This is a genomic window from Pseudomonas sp. EB271-G4-1 (assembly GCF_058791355.1).
Genome location: NZ_JBYTEO010000004.1, coordinates 115,539 through 133,556, shown reverse-complemented (window position 1 = coordinate 133,556; position 18,018 = coordinate 115,539). Strand labels below are relative to the sequence as shown.

The 18,018-nt window shown below is 59.2% G+C and carries 16 protein-coding genes and 1 tRNA gene; 12 read left to right on the top strand and 5 right to left on the bottom strand.

Features of this window, described 5'->3' with window-relative positions:
* Positions 1–58: 58 nt before the first annotated feature.
* Positions 59–135: transfer RNA gene (locus tag AC3WWR_RS03600), tRNA-Arg, on the bottom strand.
* 347 nt (positions 136–482) lie between these two features.
* Between AC3WWR_RS03600 and gabD the strand changes: the two genes are divergently transcribed.
* The 3 genes from gabD to AC3WWR_RS03585 all read left to right on the top strand — a co-directional run bounded on the left by gabD (position 483) and on the right by AC3WWR_RS03585 (position 4,740).
* The gene (gabD, locus tag AC3WWR_RS03595; protein ID WP_020795840.1) at positions 483–1,925 is read left to right on the top strand and encodes an NADP-dependent succinate-semialdehyde dehydrogenase; all 1,443 of its coding nucleotides are present in this window, start codon (positions 483–485) and stop codon (positions 1,923–1,925) included.
* Positions 1,926–2,110: 185 nt separating this feature from the next.
* Positions 2,111–3,388: a 4-aminobutyrate--2-oxoglutarate transaminase gene (gene gabT, locus AC3WWR_RS03590; RefSeq protein WP_020795839.1), complete on the top strand. Its 1,278-nt coding sequence runs from the start codon at positions 2,111–2,113 to the stop codon at positions 3,386–3,388.
* A gap of 137 nt (positions 3,389–3,525) precedes the next feature.
* The gene (locus AC3WWR_RS03585; RefSeq protein WP_020795838.1) at positions 3,526–4,740 is read left to right on the top strand and encodes an HDOD domain-containing protein; all 1,215 of its coding nucleotides are present in this window, start codon (positions 3,526–3,528) and stop codon (positions 4,738–4,740) included.
* Positions 4,741–4,856: 116 nt separating this feature from the next.
* On the opposite strand, the gene AC3WWR_RS03580 is transcribed toward AC3WWR_RS03585, so the two are convergent.
* Positions 4,857–5,843: a GGDEF domain-containing protein gene (locus AC3WWR_RS03580; protein ID WP_168757060.1), complete on the bottom strand. Its 987-nt coding sequence runs from the start codon at positions 5,841–5,843 to the stop codon at positions 4,857–4,859.
* A 148-nt stretch (positions 5,844–5,991) separates the two neighbouring features.
* Entirely contained in the window at positions 5,992–7,176 is a 1,185-nt protein-coding gene (gene desA, locus AC3WWR_RS03575; protein ID WP_033039302.1) for a delta-9 fatty acid desaturase DesA, read from the bottom strand.
* A 147-nt stretch (positions 7,177–7,323) separates the two neighbouring features.
* Here desA and dibA point away from each other — a divergent pair, with 147 nt between their 5' ends.
* From dibA to AC3WWR_RS03545, 6 genes are all read left to right on the top strand, one after another.
* The gene (gene dibA / locus AC3WWR_RS03570; protein ID WP_168757061.1) at positions 7,324–9,243 is read left to right on the top strand and encodes a phosphodiesterase DibA; all 1,920 of its coding nucleotides are present in this window, start codon (positions 7,324–7,326) and stop codon (positions 9,241–9,243) included.
* A gap of 211 nt (positions 9,244–9,454) precedes the next feature.
* Positions 9,455–9,637, top strand: coding sequence for a sulfur starvation response protein OscA (oscA, locus tag AC3WWR_RS03565; RefSeq protein ID WP_007975618.1), 183 nt, complete (start codon positions 9,455–9,457; stop codon positions 9,635–9,637).
* A gap of 153 nt (positions 9,638–9,790) precedes the next feature.
* Positions 9,791–10,804, top strand: coding sequence for a sulfate ABC transporter substrate-binding protein (locus AC3WWR_RS03560; protein ID WP_168757062.1), 1,014 nt, complete (start codon positions 9,791–9,793; stop codon positions 10,802–10,804).
* Between the two features lie 69 nt (positions 10,805–10,873).
* The gene (gene cysT, locus AC3WWR_RS03555; protein WP_008055402.1) at positions 10,874–11,692 is read left to right on the top strand and encodes a sulfate ABC transporter permease subunit CysT; all 819 of its coding nucleotides are present in this window, start codon (positions 10,874–10,876) and stop codon (positions 11,690–11,692) included.
* A 13-nt stretch (positions 11,693–11,705) separates the two neighbouring features.
* The gene (gene cysW / locus AC3WWR_RS03550) at positions 11,706–12,578 is read left to right on the top strand and encodes a sulfate ABC transporter permease subunit CysW (protein ID WP_008055400.1); all 873 of its coding nucleotides are present in this window, start codon (positions 11,706–11,708) and stop codon (positions 12,576–12,578) included.
* A gap of 4 nt (positions 12,579–12,582) precedes the next feature.
* Complete coding sequence (locus AC3WWR_RS03545; RefSeq protein WP_020795833.1) at positions 12,583–13,572, top strand: sulfate/molybdate ABC transporter ATP-binding protein; 990 nt, start codon at positions 12,583–12,585, stop codon at positions 13,570–13,572.
* Positions 13,573–13,676: 104 nt separating this feature from the next.
* On the opposite strand, the gene AC3WWR_RS03540 is transcribed toward AC3WWR_RS03545, so the two are convergent.
* Positions 13,677–14,198: an Mpo1 family 2-hydroxy fatty acid dioxygenase gene (locus AC3WWR_RS03540; RefSeq protein ID WP_083349983.1), complete on the bottom strand. Its 522-nt coding sequence runs from the start codon at positions 14,196–14,198 to the stop codon at positions 13,677–13,679.
* Positions 14,199–14,282: 84 nt separating this feature from the next.
* Between AC3WWR_RS03540 and AC3WWR_RS03535 the strand changes: the two genes are divergently transcribed.
* Both AC3WWR_RS03535 and AC3WWR_RS03530 read left to right on the top strand, forming a co-directional pair.
* Complete coding sequence (locus AC3WWR_RS03535) at positions 14,283–14,969, top strand: Crp/Fnr family transcriptional regulator (RefSeq protein ID WP_020795831.1); 687 nt, start codon at positions 14,283–14,285, stop codon at positions 14,967–14,969.
* 57 nt (positions 14,970–15,026) lie between these two features.
* The gene (locus AC3WWR_RS03530) at positions 15,027–15,392 is read left to right on the top strand and encodes a response regulator (protein WP_020795830.1); all 366 of its coding nucleotides are present in this window, start codon (positions 15,027–15,029) and stop codon (positions 15,390–15,392) included.
* 144 nt (positions 15,393–15,536) lie between these two features.
* Here AC3WWR_RS03530 and AC3WWR_RS03525 read toward each other — a convergent pair whose 3' ends face one another.
* On the bottom strand, positions 15,537–16,541 hold the full coding sequence (locus tag AC3WWR_RS03525; protein ID WP_020795829.1) for an AraC family transcriptional regulator: 1,005 nt from the start codon (positions 16,539–16,541) through the stop codon (positions 15,537–15,539).
* Positions 16,542–16,641: 100 nt separating this feature from the next.
* On the opposite strand from AC3WWR_RS03525, the gene AC3WWR_RS03520 reads away from it, so the two are divergent.
* The gene (locus AC3WWR_RS03520; protein WP_020795828.1) at positions 16,642–17,715 is read left to right on the top strand and encodes a fatty acid desaturase; all 1,074 of its coding nucleotides are present in this window, start codon (positions 16,642–16,644) and stop codon (positions 17,713–17,715) included.
* Positions 17,716–18,018: the final 303 nt, after the last annotated feature.

Here is an 18,018-nt window from a genome sequence, read left to right as displayed (position 1 = left end):
ATCCAAGACACAAAAAAGCCCCAGACCCTAAGATCTGAGGCTTTCTCGTTTCTACGTATGGTGCACCAGGCGGGATTCGAACCCACGACCCCTGCCTTCGGAGGGCAGTACTCTATCCAGCTGAGCTACTGGTGCAGCGGGCGCCATGATACTCATATGCAATGCGGGCGTCCATGCTGCTGAATCGCATGCGTTTTTTCAAAGCGTAACCTGCGGTTGCTACGTTGATCAGAAAATAGCAGCAAATGCGCCGTTTTCGTTCTTTTTTTCGAACAGGCTATTGTCCTTTACCCCCTTTGATCCTAGGATTCGTTTGAGATTTCAAACGCTCTTGTCTGGGTGCTGAACCGCACGATCTGAATCAGTGCGCTATTTATGTGCTTCAGCCCGGTGAATGATTTCCCTGACGGCAGCCTACTGAGGCGCCTTTCTACAATCATAATTTGCTCCGCGCGTGCGCGGTGCTGTTAAGGAAAGCCGACATGCAGCTTAAAGACACCCAGTTGTTCCGCCAGCAAGCCTTCATCGATGGCGCTTGGGTAGACGCGGACAATGGTCAGACGATCAAGGTCAACAACCCGGCAACGGGCGAAATTCTGGGCACCGTGCCGAAAATGGGCGCTGCCGAAACCCGCCGTGCCATCGAAGCCGCTGACAAAGCGCTGCCGGCCTGGCGTGCACTGACCGCCAAAGAACGTGCGAACAAACTGCGTCGCTGGTTCGAGCTGATCATCGAGAACCAGGACGACCTGGCTCGCCTGATGACCCTGGAACAAGGCAAGCCACTGGCCGAAGCCAAGGGTGAAATCGTTTATGCCGCTTCCTTCATCGAGTGGTTCGCCGAAGAAGCCAAGCGCATCTACGGTGACGTGATTCCGGGCCACCAGCCAGACAAGCGCCTGATCGTGATCAAGCAGCCAATCGGCGTGACCGCGGCCATTACCCCGTGGAACTTCCCGGCAGCCATGATCACCCGTAAAGCCGGCCCGGCCCTGGCCGCCGGTTGCACCATGGTGCTCAAGCCTGCTTCGCAAACTCCGTTCTCCGCCTTCGCCCTGGCTGAATTGGCCCAGCGTGCCGGTATCCCTAACGGTGTGTTCAGCGTTGTTTCCGGCAGCGCCGGCGACATCGGCAGCGAGCTGACCAGCAACCCGATCGTGCGCAAACTGTCCTTCACCGGTTCGACCGAAATCGGTCGTCAACTGATGTCGGAATGCGCCAAGGACATCAAGAAAGTGTCCCTGGAACTGGGCGGCAACGCGCCGTTCATCGTGTTCGACGATGCTGACCTGGATAAGGCTGTCGAAGGCGCGATCATTTCCAAATACCGCAACAACGGCCAGACCTGCGTCTGTGCCAACCGCCTGTACATTCAAGACGGTGTCTACGACGCCTTCGCCGAGAAGCTGAAAGTGGCCGTGGCCAAGCTGAAGATCGGTAACGGTCTGGAAGCAGGCACCACCACTGGCCCGCTGATCGACGAAAAAGCCGTGGCCAAGGTGCAAGAGCACATCGCCGACGCACTGAGCAAAGGCGCGACCGTACTGGCCGGTGGCAAGCCGATGGAAGGCAACTTCTTCGAGCCAACCATCCTGACCAACGTTCCGAACAACGCTGCAGTGGCCAAGGAAGAAACCTTCGGTCCGTTGGCTCCGCTGTTCCGCTTCAAAGACGAAGCCGACGTGATCGCGATGTCCAACGACACCGAGTTCGGATTGGCCTCGTACTTCTATGCTCGCGACTTGGGTCGTGTGTTCCGTGTGGCTGAAGCCCTGGAGTACGGCATGGTCGGCGTCAACACCGGTCTGATCTCTAACGAAGTCGCGCCGTTCGGCGGCATCAAGGCTTCCGGCCTGGGCCGTGAAGGCTCCAAGTACGGCATCGAAGATTACCTGGAAATCAAATACCTCTGCCTGGGCATCTAATCCCGGGAACAGGCATCGCTTCAAACGCAAAGGGCACGAGAGCGCTGCCCCTTTGCGTGCAATAAACGGAATTTTCTCGGTGGCCGGGAACGCTGTGGCAGTCGATCATCGCATGCTGCCGCCGTTGTTCCCCGCCGCTTAATCCTTGAACCACGCCGACCGATGAGCGGCGAATGAGGAATGTAATGAGCAAGACTAACGCTGATTTGATGGCCCGCCGTACCAATGCAGTTCCACGTGGTGTTGGCCAGATTCACCCGATCTTCGCCGAGTCCGCGAAGAACGCGACCGTGACCGACGTTGAAGGTCGCGAGTTCATCGACTTCGCTGGTGGTATCGCGGTGCTGAACACCGGCCACGTGCACCCGAAAATCATCGCCGCCGTGACCGAACAGCTGAACAAGCTGACCCACACCTGCTTCCAGGTACTGGCCTACGAGCCGTACGTAGAAGTGTGCGAAAAAATCAACGCCAAGGTGCCAGGTGATTTCGCCAAGAAAACCCTGCTGGTGACCACCGGTTCCGAAGCCGTTGAAAACTCCATCAAGATCGCCCGTGCCGCCACTGGCCGTGCCGGCGTGATCGCGTTCACCGGCGCTTACCACGGTCGCACCATGATGACCCTGGGCCTGACCGGTAAAGTCGTGCCTTACTCGGCCGGCATGGGCCTGATGCCAGGCGGCATCTTCCGCGCGCTGTACCCGAACGAACTGCACGGCGTGAGCATCGACGATTCGATCGCTTCCATCGAGCGCATTTTCAAGAACGACGCTGAGCCGCGTGACATCGCAGCCATCATCATCGAGCCGGTTCAGGGCGAAGGTGGTTTCTACGTCGCTCCTAAAGAGTTCATGAAGCGTCTGCGTGCCTTGTGCGACCAGCACGGCATCCTGCTGATCGCTGACGAAGTACAAACCGGCGCAGGCCGTACCGGTACTTTCTTCGCCATGGAACAGATGGGCGTTGCTGCCGACCTGACCACCTTCGCCAAATCCATCGCTGGCGGCTTCCCGTTGGCCGGTGTGTGTGGCAAGGCCGAATACATGGACGCCATCGCTCCAGGCGGCCTGGGCGGCACCTACGCCGGTAGCCCGATCGCTTGCGCCGCGGCCCTGGCCGTGATGGAAGTCTTCGAAGAAGAGCACCTGCTGGATCGTTGCAAGGCTGTTGGCGAACGTCTGGTGACTGGCCTGAAAGCTATCCAGGCCAAGTATCCGGTGATCGGCGAAGTTCGTGCCCTGGGCGCAATGATCGCGGTCGAACTGTTCGAAGGTGGCGACAGCCACAAGCCGAACCCGACCGCCGTGGCAGCTGTTGTGGCCAAGGCTCGCGACAAGGGTCTGATCCTGCTGTCCTGCGGCACCTACGGTAACGTTCTGCGCGTCCTGGTACCGCTGACTTCGCCGGACGAGCAACTGGACAAAGGCCTGGCGATCATCGAAGAGTGCTTCTCCGAGCTCTGATCTGCGAGTGTGACCTGTTTCACAAAAAACCCGCTTCGGCGGGTTTTTTCATGACCTCTAAACCGCAAAACCGCGTATTAGCGCTGTAACCGATGACCGGCTTTGGCTAAGGTTCACGCATTGCCAGGGAGAGCTGTATGACAGTTGTCATTTTACCCGCGATTCCGAGAGTATTGATTGCCGAGGCCGACCCGTGGGCCCGCGATCTGCTCAAGGAAGTATTGTTGAACGTTCGCTGCGATGCGCGACTGGATTTATGTGCCGATGGTCAGCAGGCGTTGGAGTTGCTGGCGTCAAACCCATACGACCTGGTCATCGCCGACTGGGAGTTGCCAGGCGTCGATGGTCTGAATGTGTTGCGCAGCGTGCGTCAGCGCAAGCGCAACCCACCGTTGCCCTTCATTCTCATGAGCAGCCGTAACGACAGTGCGAGCGTACGTGAGGCCCTGCCGCTGGCCCCCGCCGCCTACCTGACCAAGCCCCTGAACATGGCAAGCCTGACCCAGCGCCTGCAGGCTTTGCTGCTGAACGCTGGGGAAGAGATATCGTGCGAGGTGCCAGCGCTGGCGCCGGGCATGACGCTGTCCGTGTTTCTTGAGCGCCGTCGCGAACTGGCGGAAGGCGCGCCGCTGATGACTGACGTGCAAGTGGCGGTCAAGCGAAGCCTCAATCCTGATGGTCTGGATTTGGCGGTGCTGGAAGGTGAGATCCGCACCGATCCACAGGTCACCGCCGTGCTGATTGCCGCCGCCAACAGCGCCGCCCAGCACCATGGCACCGCCGTGCAGACGCTGTCCCAGGCATTGCACCGATTGGGCACCGGACAGAGCATGAACCTGATCCTGGGCCTGACACTCAAGCGCAGTGCGCGGCTCAGCGATCCGCAGCTGGCGGACTATGCCGAGCGTTACTGGGATTTGTCGCTACACACGGCCGAGTACGCGCGAACGTTGGCGCGCTTGCTGGATCTGGATCAGGCCCGTTGTTACTGCGCCGGCATGCTGCATCGCCTGGGCGACCTGGCGTTGCTGCGTTGTCTGCAGGAATGGAAACAGGCCGGTGGCGAACTGGACGAGCAGGAGCAAGTGGGCGAGGCGTTGGCCGAGTTCGGTGCCGCCTATGGTTCGGCGTTGCGCACCCGCTGGCGTTTGCCACTGGAGCTGCGGCAGCTGATTGCGGCGGCTTACCAGCTTGGTGGCGGGGTTTACTCCCGTGAGGCGCTGGTGATGAATATGGCGGCGCAACTGGCGCGCCTGAACGAGCATGAGGGCATTGAGGTGTTGGCCAATAGTCGAGCGGCGCGATTACTGAAGATCGGCTTGCCGGAGTTGGTGCGGATCCGCAAGAAATAAGGCTGTCGCAGATCCCTGTAGGAGCTGGCTTGCCAGCGATGGCGGTGTATCTGACCCACCGAGTCGTCTGGATTCGCCAGCAAGCCGGCTCCTACAGGAGTTATGTGTTGGACGGGTCAGGCCGTGATGATCCGGTTCTTGCCCTGGCGCTTGGCCTCGTACATCGCCGCATCCGCGCGGGCAAACAGGCTTTCCACGCTTTCATCCTCGGCAGTAAGGCTGGTCAGCCCCTGGCTGACGGTGATACCGAAAGTCTGGCCGTCGTGGTTGAAGGTCAAGGCCTGAATTTCCCGTTGCACGCGCTCGGCTACTTGCAGGGCCATGTCCGGCGTGCAGCCGGGGAAGACGGCGGCAAATTCCTCGCCACCAATGCGTCCGAACAGGTCACCGCGACGCAATGCGGCTCGGCCACAGTCGGCGATACGTTGCAGCACGTTATCGCCCTCCTGGTGGCCGTAGGTGTCGTTGATGGCCTTGAAATCATCGATATCCAGCATGAGAAACGATAGCGGCGTGCCCTGTTGTCGCGCCTGTTCGAATTCGTGCTCAGCGCCTTCGAAGAAATGCCGGCGGTTGCTGCTGCTGGTCAGGGCGTCGGTGGTCGCCAGTCGTTGCAGTTCGGACTCCAGTTGCTTTTTGTCGGTGATGTCTTCGGCGATGCCGACAATGATCACCGGCTGCCCAGGCTCGGCCTGCCGGTTGATGAAGCACTTGTCGCTGAGCCAGCGCAGTTGGCCGTCAGCGGTGATGATTCGGTACTCGCGGTCTTCAACGGCACCTTTGACCAGCACGTCTGCCAGGCTGCGCTCGGCGTACTCCAGATCGTCAGGGTAAATGCTGTCGCGCCACTGGTTGTAGTCGGCCAGCAGCAGGTCGGCGCTGCGGCCGAAAATCCGTTCATAGGCGGGGCTGACATACAGCACCTGGCGGGTTTCCCAATTGAATGCCCACAGCACCGCGTTGACGCTCACCAGCAAGGTGCTCAGCAGCTGTTCACGTTCGCTCAGGCGCGCCACCTCGCCTTGGGCGTGCATCAGCGCCATAAGGGTTTGCGCGGCCTCGGGCCATTGCGCAAGGGATGAGTCTTGTTGGTTATTGACCATCGTCACAAATCTCAAGGGGCGTGCACCGCTCAAGGTTCTAGGCGACCACAGCGAAGCCCGCCTGGATGGCGAAGTGTCTTTGAGATAAGGGATTTGCAGCGAAGTTCCGAAGGGTGCGCCCCGGCAATGGGCGCACCGATCAACGGCGTCAGGCAGCGCTTGGGCGCAGGGAGTAGGTTTTCAACTGATCGGCGAAGTCACGCAGCGATTGAATCCCGCTGGCTTCGGCTTCGTGTACCCAGTCCTTGATGGCAGCCAGCATGTCGTGACCATTTGAGCTGGTCTTGACCCAGATCTGCTGCAAGGCCAGGCGTTTCTCGTAGATTACCTTCAGCGCCTGGCTGTGTTCGAGCATGTTCTGGATGCGTACGTGGTGCTTGTCGTCGAGCAAGCTGGTTTCCCGCGAGAGCAGACGCTTGGCGCGGTGGAACTGGTGGCGGACCGAGTGATCGACCTTTTCCAGCTCTTGCTTGACCAGCGGCCCGATCACCAGCTTGCGGTACTGGGCCATGATCTGGAAGCGGTTGTTGAGGATCGCCATGGCGGTGTCCATGTCCAGGTTGCCCTTGCCTTCGACGCGGTGGGCAATGGGCGCGACCCGCTGGACCTTGGCCAGGCGCAGGAAGCTGAACACTTGAATCCAGGCCCAACCCAGATCGAACTCCCACTTCTTCACCGACAGTTTTGCCGAGTTAGGGTAGGTGTGATGGTTGTTATGCAGTTCTTCACCACCGATGAGAATGCCCCAAGGCACCAGGTTGGTCGCCGCATCGCGGCACTCGAAGTTGCGGTAACCAACGGCATGGCCAAGGCCATTGACCACGCCGGCGGCCCACACCGGGATCCACATCATCTGGACGGCCCAGATGGTGATGCCGATGGTGCCGAACAGCAGCAGGTCGATAACGGCCATGATCGCCACGCCCAACAGTGGGAAACGGGTGTAGACGTTACGTTCGATCCAGTCATCGGGGCAGTTCTTGCCATAGATGCGCAAGGTCTCGGGGTTTTCCGCTTCGGCGCGATACAGTTCGGCGCCTTTGCGCAGAACGGTGGAGAGGCCCTTGATCACCGGGCTGTGCGGGTCATCGACGGTTTCGCACTTGGCGTGATGCTTGCGATGGATAGCGGTCCACTCGCGGGTGTTCTGCGCCGTGGTCAACCACAGCCAGAAACGGAAGAAATGTTTCAGGCCAGCATTCAACTCAAGCGAGCGATGGGCCGAGTAGCGGTGCAGATAGACCGTGACGCCGATGATTGTGACATGGGTCATCAGCAGGGTGACTGCCACCAGTGACCAGGGCGACAAGCCGAGAAAACCTTCGTACCACATAGGCTATAGGGCCCTCGAAAAAGAAAAAAACAGCCGATGCATTATCACTAAGCGGACAGATAAAACCAGTCGCCCTTTCAGATATGAGTGGCAGGATGTGTCTTTAATCTATAATCCCGACTTTTCCGTAGGGACATGGACAGCCTTATGTCTGCCAGCTATCGCGATGCCGTGCGTGCAGCACTGCTCTACCTGCTGATTTCGGTGATCTGGATGCAGCTCAGTGGCTATTTATTGAGCAGCTTATTCGATAACTCGGCCGAGCGTCTTCGCTGGCAACTGATCAACGGTCACGTTTGGGTGGTGTTGAGCGCAGGCGTGATCTTCCTCGCCCGGTCGCGGCTGATGCGTTGCCTGGGCGGCGGCGCGACATGGCAGGGACGAAGCGAAGACCGCGAGCGCCTGCGCCAGGCGGCCGCCGTGTTCGATTGCACCCGAGAAGGCGTGTTGGTCACCGATCATCAAGGGCTGATCGTGCATGTGAACCGCGCCTTTATGGCTATCACCGGCTATCAGCGTGAAGAAGTGCTGGGGCGCCAGCCCAGTCTGTTCAAGTCGGGGCATCATCCCCCCGCGTTCTATCAGGCGATGTTCGCCACGCTCAACAGCGTCGGAGAATGGAGCGGGGAAATCTGGAACCGCCGCAAAAGCGGCGAAATCTATCCGCAATGGCAGACCATCCGCCTCATTCACGATGATCATGGGCGCTGCAGTCATTTCGTGGCGGTGTTTTCCGATATCAGCGCGATCAAGGACTCGGAACATGAGTTGAGGCACCTGGCTCATCACGATCCGCTCACCGGCCTGCCCAATCGCCTGCTGTTCACCGACCGCGCCACGCAAGCCCTGGCATCGGCGCAAATCCACAAACGTGGCTGTGCATTGCTGATGATCGACCTGGATCACTTCGTGATGATCAACGATAGCCTTGGGCACACGATGGGTGACCAATTGCTCAAGGCGGTGGCCAATCGCTTGAGTGCCATGTTCGACCCTGGAATCACGTTGGCGCGCCTGGGTGGCGATGAGTTCGCCGTGCTGGCCGAAAGCTGCCCGCAACTGATGCAGGCGGCAGCGCTGGCCGAGCGGATCATCGAGGGTCTCAAGGAGCCATTCGACATTCACGGGCATCGATTGTTCATCAACGTCAGCATCGGTATCAGCCTCTTCCCCAGCGACGCCTTGAGTGCCGAACAGTTGTTGCGCAATGCCGACTCGGCGCTGTTCAAGGCCAAGAGTGGCGGGCGAGATGGCTATGCCCTGTACACCGAAGAGTTGACCGCCCATGCCCAGCAGCGGGTCGAGACGGCCTCCGAGCTGCGCAGGGCCCTTGAGCAAAATGAACTGCGTGTGTATTACCAGCCTGTTCACGATCTCAAGACTTGTCGCCTGATCGGCGTCGAGGCACTGGTGCGCTGGGAGCATCCACAACGCGGCCTGGTGTCGCCTGCGCAATTCATTCCGATTGCCGAGCGCACCGGCCTGATCGCCCGGATCGACGCCTGGGTGATGCGCCAGGCTTGTGAGCAGATGTGCCAGTGGCTGCGGGCGGGCGTGGCGTTGTCGTTTGTCGCGGTGAATGTTTCATCGCGTCTGTTCGCCGGCCGTGAGTTGTACCAACAGGTTGCGCAGGTACTGCGCGAAACCGGCCTGGACCCGGCCTGCCTGGAGTTGGAAGTCACCGAGAGTGCGGTGATGGAAGATCCAGAAGTTGCGCTTGAGCAAATGCACCGCCTACGGGAATTGGGTGTGCAACTGGCCATCGATGATTTCGGCACCGGTTATTCGTCGCTGCTGCGGCTCAAGCGCCTGCCGGTGCAGAAACTCAAGATCGATCAGGGCTTTGTCGCCGGTTTGCCATGCGATGAAGATGACGCGGCCATTGTGCGGGTCATCATCGCCCTGGCGCAGAGCATGGGCATGCAGGTGCAAGCCGAAGGCATCGAGCAGGTCGAACAAGCGGCGTTCCTGTTGGAACACGGCAGTCATCTGGGGCAGGGGTACTGGTTTGGGCGGCCAGTGCCGGCCGGGCAATTGGATTGGACTCGAATCCCAGTCATTCGTTGATCGTTAAAGATCGTCCGATCGCGGCCCGAGCCTTCGGACGATCTTTTGATCTTCAGCGCTGCAAACCGTTGTCCCGTCGAATAATCTCTTCTGGTTATATAAACATTCTTAAATAGTCTTTTTAAGAATATCAGCGCCTCTCTACTATTGGTCTCACGCCGTAAGCAGTGCCGCCACTGCCAGGCAACCTCTCAGTCGAAGGAGCAGCACCATGAGCGCATCTCTACGTAGCGTTGACGGCCAGGACGAAGCAACCATCCTGCGCGAAATCCAGAGCGCCCTGCGCGACCTGCGGTTTGGTGCGGTGGAAATCACCGTGCACAACGCCCAGGTGGTCCAGATCGAACGCAAGGAAAAATTCCGCTTGCAGCAACCGGGCAATAAACCGGGCTGAAGCGAAAGATCAAAAGATCGCAGCCTGCGGCAGCTCCTACAGGGGCACGCAATTCCCTGTAGGAGCTGCCGAAGGCTGCGATCTTTGAGCAGGCAACCCGATTCCAGATCATAAGAAAAGCCAACACATTTAAGAATTCCAGGAGCTTTCACCATGTCGTCGATTCGCCATTTCGCCTTGGCCGCCCTGGCCAGCGCCTTGTTTGCCGGTTCCGCCGTTGCCAAGGATTACGAACTGCTTAACGTGTCATACGACCCGACCCGTGAGCTGTACCAGGATTACAACGCTGAATTCGTCAGCTTCTGGAAGAAAAGTAATCCCGGTGACAGCGTTAAAATCCAGCAGTCTCACGGTGGCTCGGGCAAGCAGGGCCGGGCGGTGATCGACGGCCTGCGCGCTGATGTGGTGACCTTGGCCCTGGCCGGTGACATCGACGAAATCGCCAAGCTCGGCAAGACCCTGCCGGTTGACTGGCAGAAGCGTCTGCCGGAAGCCAGCACGCCGTACACTTCGACCATCGTGTTCCTGGTGCGCAAGGGCAACCCTAAAGGCATCAAGGACTGGGGCGACCTGGTCAAGAACGACGTCTCGGTGATCACCCCGAACCCGAAAACCTCCGGTGGAGCACGCTGGAACTTCCTCGCTGCCTGGGCCTATGGCCTGAAAGCCAACGGCGGTGACGAAGCCAAGGCCAAGGAATATGTGCAAACCCTGTTCAAACACGTGCCGGTGCTGGACACCGGTGCTCGCGGTTCGACCATTACCTTCGTCAACAACGGTCAGGGTGACGTGTTGCTGGCCTGGGAAAACGAAGCCTTCCTGGCCTTGAAAGAAGATGGCGGCGCCGACAAGTTCGAGATCGTCGTGCCTTCGCTATCGATCCTTGCCGAGCCGCCAGTGGCCGTGATCGACAAGAACGCCGAGAAAAAGGGCAACGAGCAGATCGCCGAAGCCTACCTCAAGCATCTGTACAGCCCTGCCGGCCAGGAAATTGCCGCGAAAAACTTCTATCGTCCACGTGACAAGGATGTGGCCGCCAAATACGTCCAGCAGTTCCCGAAACTGGACCTGGTGACCATCGACAAAGACTTCGGCGGCTGGAAAACCGCGCAGCCGAAATTCTTCAACGACGGCGGCGTATTCGACCAGATTTACCAGGCGCAGTAATCTTAAATAGCCATCAAGGAGCCTCGAATCGCGATTCGAGGCTTTGTGCATTCTCAACCAAGGACTCTTATGTCGCGTCGTATCTCCCCCGTCATACCCGGCTTCGGGCTGACGCTGGGCTACACCTTGGTGTACCTCAGCCTGATTGTGCTCATACCACTGGCGGCGATGTTCGTGCACGCCGCTCAACTCACCTGGGATCAGTTCTGGGCAATTATCTCGGCGCCACGGGTATTGGCGGCGTTGAAACTGAGTTTCGGCACCGCCCTTTATGCCGCCATCATCAACGGCATCATTGGCACACTGCTGGCCTGGGTGCTGGTGCGCTATACCTTCCCTGGGCGCAAAGTCATCGATGCAATGATCGACTTGCCTTTCGCATTGCCTACCGCCGTGGCCGGTATTGCACTGACCGCGCTGTACACCCCCACCGGTCTGGTAGGTCAATTTGCAGCGGATCTGGGTTTCAAGATTGCCTACACCCCCCTGGGCATCACCCTGGCCCTCACTTTTGTGACACTTCCATTCGTAGTACGTACGGTACAGCCGGTGTTGGCCGATATTCCCCGCGAAGTGGAAGAAGCGGCGGCGTGCCTGGGTGCCAAACCCTGGCAGGTTGCCCGTCATATCCTGCTGCCCGCATTGCTGCCGGCCTGGCTAACCGGTTTCGCCTTGGCCTTTGCCCGTGGGGTTGGCGAGTACGGTTCGGTGATTTTCATCGCCGGCAACATGCCGATGAAAACCGAGATCCTGCCGCTGCTGATCATGGTCAAGCTCGACCAATACGATTACACCGGCGCTACCTCCATTGGTGTACTGATGTTGGTGGTTTCCTTCATTCTGTTGCTGCTGATCAACTTGCTGCAGCGGCGTATCGAAACCCCATAAGGAGGCGCGAACAATGTCCCAATCGTCTATTGCTGCCGCCTCTTCGGCCAACGCTGCCCGCCGTGGCAGTGCAACGTCGCGGCGAATCCTGATCGGCCTTGGCTGGCTGATTTTTGCGCTGTTCCTGTTACTGCCGCTGTTTATCGTGGTGTCCCAGGGTTTGAAAAATGGCCTGGGTGCGTTCTTCACCGCGATCTTCGAACCCGACGCACTGTCGGCGCTGAAACTCACGGTGATTGCCGTATTGATATCGGTGCCGTTGAACCTGGTGTTCGGCGTCAGCGCCGCATGGTGCGTGAGCAAGTACTCGTTCCGCGGCAAAAGCATGCTGGTGACCCTGATCGACCTGCCATTCTCGGTATCGCCCGTTATCGCCGGTCTGGTCTATGTGCTGATGTTCGGCGCCCAGGGGCTATTCGGCCCGTGGCTGCAGGATCACGACATCCAGATCGTCTTCGCCTTGCCGGGCATCGTGCTGGCGACGATTTTCGTCACAGTGCCGTTCGTGGCCCGTGAGCTGATCCCGCTGATGCAGGAACAAGGCACTCAGGAAGAGGAGGCCGCGCGTTTGCTCGGGGCCAATGGCTGGCAGATGTTCTGGCACGTCACCGTGCCCAACATCAAATGGGGCCTGATCTACGGCGTGGTGCTCTGTACCGCGCGGGCCATGGGTGAATTCGGTGCGGTGTCGGTGGTTTCCGGGCACATTCGCGGGGTGACCAACACCTTGCCGCTGCACGTCGAGATCCTCTACAACGAATACAACCACGTGGCCGCGTTCGCCGTGGCGAGCCTGTTGCTGATCCTGGCGCTCTTCATCCTGCTGCTCAAGCAGTGGAGCGAAAACCGTATTAACCGCCTGCGCGCCAGCGCCGCGGAGGAATGATTTCATGTCGATCGAAGTGCGTAATGTCAGCAAGAATTTCAATGCGTTCAAGGCGCTGAATGACATCAGCCTGGACATCCAGAGCGGTGAGCTGGTGGCGTTGCTTGGCCCGTCCGGCTGCGGCAAGACCACGTTGCTGCGGATCATCGCCGGCCTGGAAACCCCGGACCAGGGCAATATCGTGTTCCACGGCGAAGACGTCTCCGGCCACGACGTGCGTGATCGCAACGTCGGTTTCGTGTTCCAGCACTACGCCTTGTTCCGCCACATGACGGTGTTCGACAACGTCGCGTTTGGCCTGCGCATGAAGCCGAAAAACCAGCGCCCGAGCGAAAGCCAGATCGCAACCAAGGTTCACGAACTGCTGAACATGGTGCAGTTGGATTGGTTGGCTGATCGCTACCCGGAACAACTCTCCGGTGGTCAGCGTCAGCGTATCGCCCTGGCCCGCGCCTTGGCGGTGGAGCCGAAAGTGCTGCTGCTCGACGAACCCTTCGGCGCTCTCGACGCCAAGGTCCGCAAGGAGCTGCGGCGTTGGTTGGCGCGCCTGCATGAAGACATCAACCTGACGTCCGTTTTCGTGACCCACGACCAGGAAGAGGCGATGGAAGTCGCTGATCGCATCGTAGTGATGAACAAGGGCGTGATCGAACAGATCGGCTCGCCGGGTGATGTCTACGAAAATCCGGCCAGCGATTTCGTCTATCACTTCCTCGGCGATTCGAACCGCCTGCATCTGGGAGAAGACAATCACGTGCTGTTCCGTCCGCACGAAGTGTCGCTGTCGCGGCATGAACTGGAAGATCACCATGCGGCCGAAGTGCGGGATATCCGTCCGCTGGGCGCGACCACTCGCGTGACGCTGAAGGTCGAAGGGCAGAGTGATTTGATCGAGGCCGAAGTGGTGAAGGATCACGACAGCCTGATCGGCCTGGCGAAGGGCGAGACGCTGTTCTTCAAGCCGAAGGTCTGGCAGAAAGTCGCCAACCTCTAAAAGCTTCGCGAGCAGGCTCGCTCCCACATTTTGATCATCAGTGAACACAAAATCTGTGAACAACCGAGATCCACTGTGGGAGCGAGCCTGCTCGCGATTGCGATCTAGATAGCAGCACGCTTTGGATTAACCCGCACACCCCCCGCCCGCGCCTCGATCTGCTCTTTGAGTTCATGGCGCATCCCCAGCAAAAACGCCAGTTCAACCACCACAAACAACGGCCCGACAATCAACCCCGTCACATCATCGACAAACGCCGGCTTGCGACCTTCGTAGTGATGCCCGACAAACTGAATCGCCCAGCCAATCACGAACATCCCGATGCCGCTCGCCAGCCAGACCAGCGTGCTTTGCTGCGCGAGTGCCTGGCCGGCCCAAACGCACAGCCCCAGCAACACCGTCATCAGCACGCCGAGGCGCAACTCCAGGCGCAGGTAGAACCACGCCGACGCCAGTGACACCAGCACCGCAGGCGAAAGCCAGCCCCCGGCCCATTGCGGACGGGACAACAAGACCGCCACTGCCACGACGATCAATGGAATGCCGACGAAGTGGGTGGCGATGTTGCGCGGGTCGCGGTGGTAGGCGGCGTATTGACTGAGATGGTCAACGAGGCTTTTTTTCATTGTTATTCCTCCTGTAGGGTGACTGATCATGCCTTGGGGCCATTTCGCGCTCTGTCAGCCAGACGACAATCTCTAGGAGTTTTGATGGATAAGCAGGTCTGGCGTGCGCGCCTGATGCGTGGTCAGTGGTTCAGCCATCTGCCTGTGTCCCTACAGGATAGTCTGCTGGGTGCTGCGCGGGTACGGCACCTGTCAGCGGGTCAGCGCCTGTTCCAGCGTGGCGATCCGCCCTGTGGGCTGTACGCGGTGCTTGAAGGTGCGGTTCGCGTCGGCGCCGTCAACGAGCAGGGCAAGGAGGCATTGCTGGGCCTGGTGGAATCGCCTAACTGGTTCGGCGAGATCTGCCTGTTCGACGGTCAGCCACGTACCCATGATGCGTTCGGCGTGGGGCAGAGCACGCTGCTGCACCTCCCGCAAACCGTGCTGCTCAAGATGCTCGACGAACAGCCAGGGCATTGGCGGCAACTGGCATTGCTGATGAGCCAGAAACTGCGCATGACCTTCATCAATCTCGAACAGTTGAGCCTGTTGCCGGCCCCGGCCCGGCTGGCGCATCGCTTGCTGATGATCGCCGAAGGCTACGGCCAGCTCGACGAACCGCGTCGCGTCCTGCAACTGCCGCAAGAACAGCTTGCTGCCATGTTGTCGCTGTCACGCCAGACCACCAACCAGATCCTCAAGGATCTGCAGGGGCAGGGGATATTGCGTCTCGGGTATGGCGAGATCGAAATCCTCGATGTGCAACGGTTGCGGGCGTTGGTTGTTGTTTAATGGTGGGCTTTATCCGTGAACGCGCTTAGCCTGTCAGAACGACAGTCGAGGTGTGCCATGCGTGTACTGCTAGTAGAAGACAAACCAGGACTCGCCAAACTTCTGGCCAATGGCTTGAGTGAGGCAAGCTTTGTGGTGGATGTAGCGGTCAATGGCATGGACGGCCGGCGCTTTATCGAGAATGGCGAATATGAGCTGATTATCCTCGACGTCATGCTGCCAGGGCTCAACGGTTGGCAGTTGCTGCAACAGATCCGCAAGCTCGGCGAAACCCCTGTGCTGTTCCTCACCACCAAGGACGGCATCGAGGATCGCCTGCGTGGGTTGGAGTTGCACGAGGATGATTACCTGATCAAGCCGTTTGCCGTGAGTGAGCTGGTGGCGCGGGTGCGCAAGTTGTTGCGGCGGGATCGGGGGCGCTGAGTGGTTTCTGTGGTGCCTGTCCGGGCCTCTTCGCGAGCAGGCTCGCTCCCACATTAGACCGGGTCAGTCTGAACAACTCGTTCAACTGTGGGAGCGAGCCCGCTCGCGAAGAGGCCAGACGAGACAACCAACCTCCTGGATCAATCACCGCAACCCATCCCGAAACTGCCCCGGTGTCATCCCCGTCCAGCGCTTGAACGCACGGCTGAAGCTGCTGGTATCGGCAAACCCCAGCAAATAGCTGATCTCACTCAATGAGCATTGCGGATCACGCAGGTGCAGCAACGCCAGGTTTTCGCGGCTTTCGTTGAGCAGCGTATCGAACCGGCAACCCTCATCCGCCAGGTGCCGTTGCAGGCTGCGCAGACTCAGGTGCAGAGCCTTGGCGATGTGTTCGGCGCTGGGTTCGCCTTCCGGCAATTGCTCTTCAATGGCGTCGCGGACCTTGCGTTCCCACGTCAGCGGTTTGAGCTGCGCCAGGGTACGGTTGAGCACGGTTTCGTTGTGTTCGGCCAGTTCCGGGTTGGCATCGTCCAGGTGACTGTCGAAATCAGACAGCGCGAATTCCAGCCGATCCTCGCCGGTGGCGAAATACACTGGCGAGCGAAACACCTTGTGCCATTGGTGCGGGTCCGCCGGTTCAGGGCGACGCAAGTACACCGCCAGCGGTGCATAGTCGCGGCCCAGGCGATTGCGGCAAGTGCGCACATAAATCGCCACGAAGGCGTCGATGGCTTCGAAGGCCGGGGCTGGATTGCCTGGCGGGATTTTCAGATGGAAACAGTAGCGGTCATCGCAGCGGGTCAGCTCCAGTTCCAGGGCGTCGCTGACCACCTGGTGATAGCGCACGATGCGCTCGAAGACTTCGCGCAAGCTGCCGCTGGCCACCAGTGCATAACCTAGCGCGTGGAAGGTCGTGGGGCTGACGAAGCGCGAGACGCGCAGGCCAATCGCCGGGTCGCCGCTGACCTGTACCGCGATTTCCCACAGGCGCGTGGTGCCGGACAACGGATAGCGCGCATTCGGGTCGTCCATCAGTTGCGGGTCGAGCCCGGCCTGCTGGCACAGGGCGGTGCTGTCGAGGCCCAGGGCGTCGAGTTGCTTGCGCAGGGCGCGGGTCCAGCTGGCGAGGGAGGTCGGTTCAGTCATGCTGATTGGCGCTTCCGGTCAACAGGTTGGCGTTCTCGGCTACCGCTCCAGGTGTGTGAAGCGGGCAGGATGCGAACATCAATAACCAGAGGATGGAAGCATGCAAGGTACTTCTGCAAGTCCCCAGCGATTGAATGCAGCTGCGCGATCGGCACATATTCGTGAAGTGGTGCTGGCCAAGGGCGTAGAACTGCGCCAGCGCTACCCGATTCTCAAGCACCAGGACGCCTTGGGCGCGGGCATCCTGGCCTTCGCGCTGGCCGGGATGATCGGCTCGGCGGCGCTCTACATCCAGGGTCACATGGCTTGGTGGGTGTGCATGCTGCTCAATGCTTTTTTTGCGTCCCTGACCCACGAACTCGAGCACGACCTGATTCACAGCATGTACTTTCGCAAACAGCGGGTGCCGCACAACGTGATGATGGGCCTGGTCTGGCTGGCGCGTCCGAGCACGATCAATCCGTGGATTCGTCGTCACCTGCACCTCAATCACCACAAGGTATCCGGCTCTGAAACCGACATGGAAGAGCGTGCCATCACCAACGGCGAGCCTTGGGGTTTCGCGCGGTTGTTGATGATTGGCGACAACATCATGTCGTCGTTCATCCGCATGCTGCGGGCCAAGACCTGGGCGATGAAGCTCAGCATCATCCAGCGCACCCTGAAGGTCTATGCACCGCTGGCGCTAATACATTGGGGCGCGTGGTATGTGTTTCTCGGTTTCCACACCGCGAATGGCATCGCCTACCTGATGGGCACGCCGATCGAGTGGTCGGCGACCACGGTGTCGGTGATGAGCGTGATTGATATCGCCACGGTGGTGATCATCGGCCCGAATGTGCTGCGCACCTTTTGCCTGCACTTCATCAGTTCGAACATGCACTACTACGGTGACATCGAGCCAGGTAACGTCATGCAGCAGTGCCAGGTGTTGAATGCCTGGTGGCTATGGCCGTTGCAGGCGTTCTGCTTCAACTTCGGCAGCAGCCACGGGATTCATCACTTTGTGGTGAAGGAACCGTTCTACATCCGCCAGATGACCGTGCCGGTGGCGCATAAAGTGATGCGTGAGATGGGGGTGCGGTTCAATGATTTCGGGACGTTTGCGCGGGCGAACCGGTTTGTGCGCAAGGACGAAGCTCAGGGTGAAACCGTAGAGGGCGTGCGCGTCTGATGGCCTCATCGCTGACTTGCCAGCGATAGCGATTTTTCAGACAACCTCAATCCGGCTGAAATGGCGGCTCACTCAATGTCTGGTCTCTGCAGCCCTTACAGAGCAAAGCCGCAGTAAATCACACATTGTTAATATTCTTTTTTGGTCTATCTATAACGTTAAAAATTACTTTAAGAGATAAGCGTCTGGCTTGATGATTAAGCCATCGGGTAGCAATTTGCTCGACCTCGGGCATCCCCATCGACTTCAAGATTCATTAAACCGACACCTATTTAGCGCGAAACGTTTATAGGAGGAATTCAC

Excerpts from the sequence above, each read along its gene's own strand:
- gabD (WP_020795840.1), top strand. The coding sequence starts at position 483 with ATGCAGCTTAAAGACACCCAGTTGTTCCGCCAGCAAGCCTTCATCGAT.
- gabT (WP_020795839.1), top strand. The coding sequence starts at position 2,111 with ATGAGCAAGACTAACGCTGATTTGATGGCCCGCCGTACCAATGCAGTT.
- AC3WWR_RS03585 (WP_020795838.1), top strand. The coding sequence starts at position 3,526 with ATGACAGTTGTCATTTTACCCGCGATTCCGAGAGTATTGATTGCCGAG.
- AC3WWR_RS03580 (WP_168757060.1), bottom strand. The coding sequence starts at position 5,843 with ATGGTCAATAACCAACAAGACTCATCCCTTGCGCAATGGCCCGAGGCC.
- desA (WP_033039302.1), bottom strand. The coding sequence starts at position 7,176 with ATGTGGTACGAAGGTTTTCTCGGCTTGTCGCCCTGGTCACTGGTGGCA.
- dibA (WP_168757061.1), top strand. The coding sequence starts at position 7,324 with ATGTCTGCCAGCTATCGCGATGCCGTGCGTGCAGCACTGCTCTACCTG.
- oscA (WP_007975618.1), top strand. The coding sequence starts at position 9,455 with ATGAGCGCATCTCTACGTAGCGTTGACGGCCAGGACGAAGCAACCATC.
- AC3WWR_RS03560 (WP_168757062.1), top strand. The coding sequence starts at position 9,791 with ATGTCGTCGATTCGCCATTTCGCCTTGGCCGCCCTGGCCAGCGCCTTG.
- cysT (WP_008055402.1), top strand. The coding sequence starts at position 10,874 with ATGTCGCGTCGTATCTCCCCCGTCATACCCGGCTTCGGGCTGACGCTG.
- cysW (WP_008055400.1), top strand. The coding sequence starts at position 11,706 with ATGTCCCAATCGTCTATTGCTGCCGCCTCTTCGGCCAACGCTGCCCGC.
- AC3WWR_RS03545 (WP_020795833.1), top strand. The coding sequence starts at position 12,583 with ATGTCGATCGAAGTGCGTAATGTCAGCAAGAATTTCAATGCGTTCAAG.
- AC3WWR_RS03540 (WP_083349983.1), bottom strand. The coding sequence starts at position 14,198 with ATGAAAAAAAGCCTCGTTGACCATCTCAGTCAATACGCCGCCTACCAC.
- AC3WWR_RS03535 (WP_020795831.1), top strand. The coding sequence starts at position 14,283 with ATGGATAAGCAGGTCTGGCGTGCGCGCCTGATGCGTGGTCAGTGGTTC.
- AC3WWR_RS03530 (WP_020795830.1), top strand. The coding sequence starts at position 15,027 with ATGCGTGTACTGCTAGTAGAAGACAAACCAGGACTCGCCAAACTTCTG.
- AC3WWR_RS03525 (WP_020795829.1), bottom strand. The coding sequence starts at position 16,541 with ATGACTGAACCGACCTCCCTCGCCAGCTGGACCCGCGCCCTGCGCAAG.
- AC3WWR_RS03520 (WP_020795828.1), top strand. The coding sequence starts at position 16,642 with ATGCAAGGTACTTCTGCAAGTCCCCAGCGATTGAATGCAGCTGCGCGA.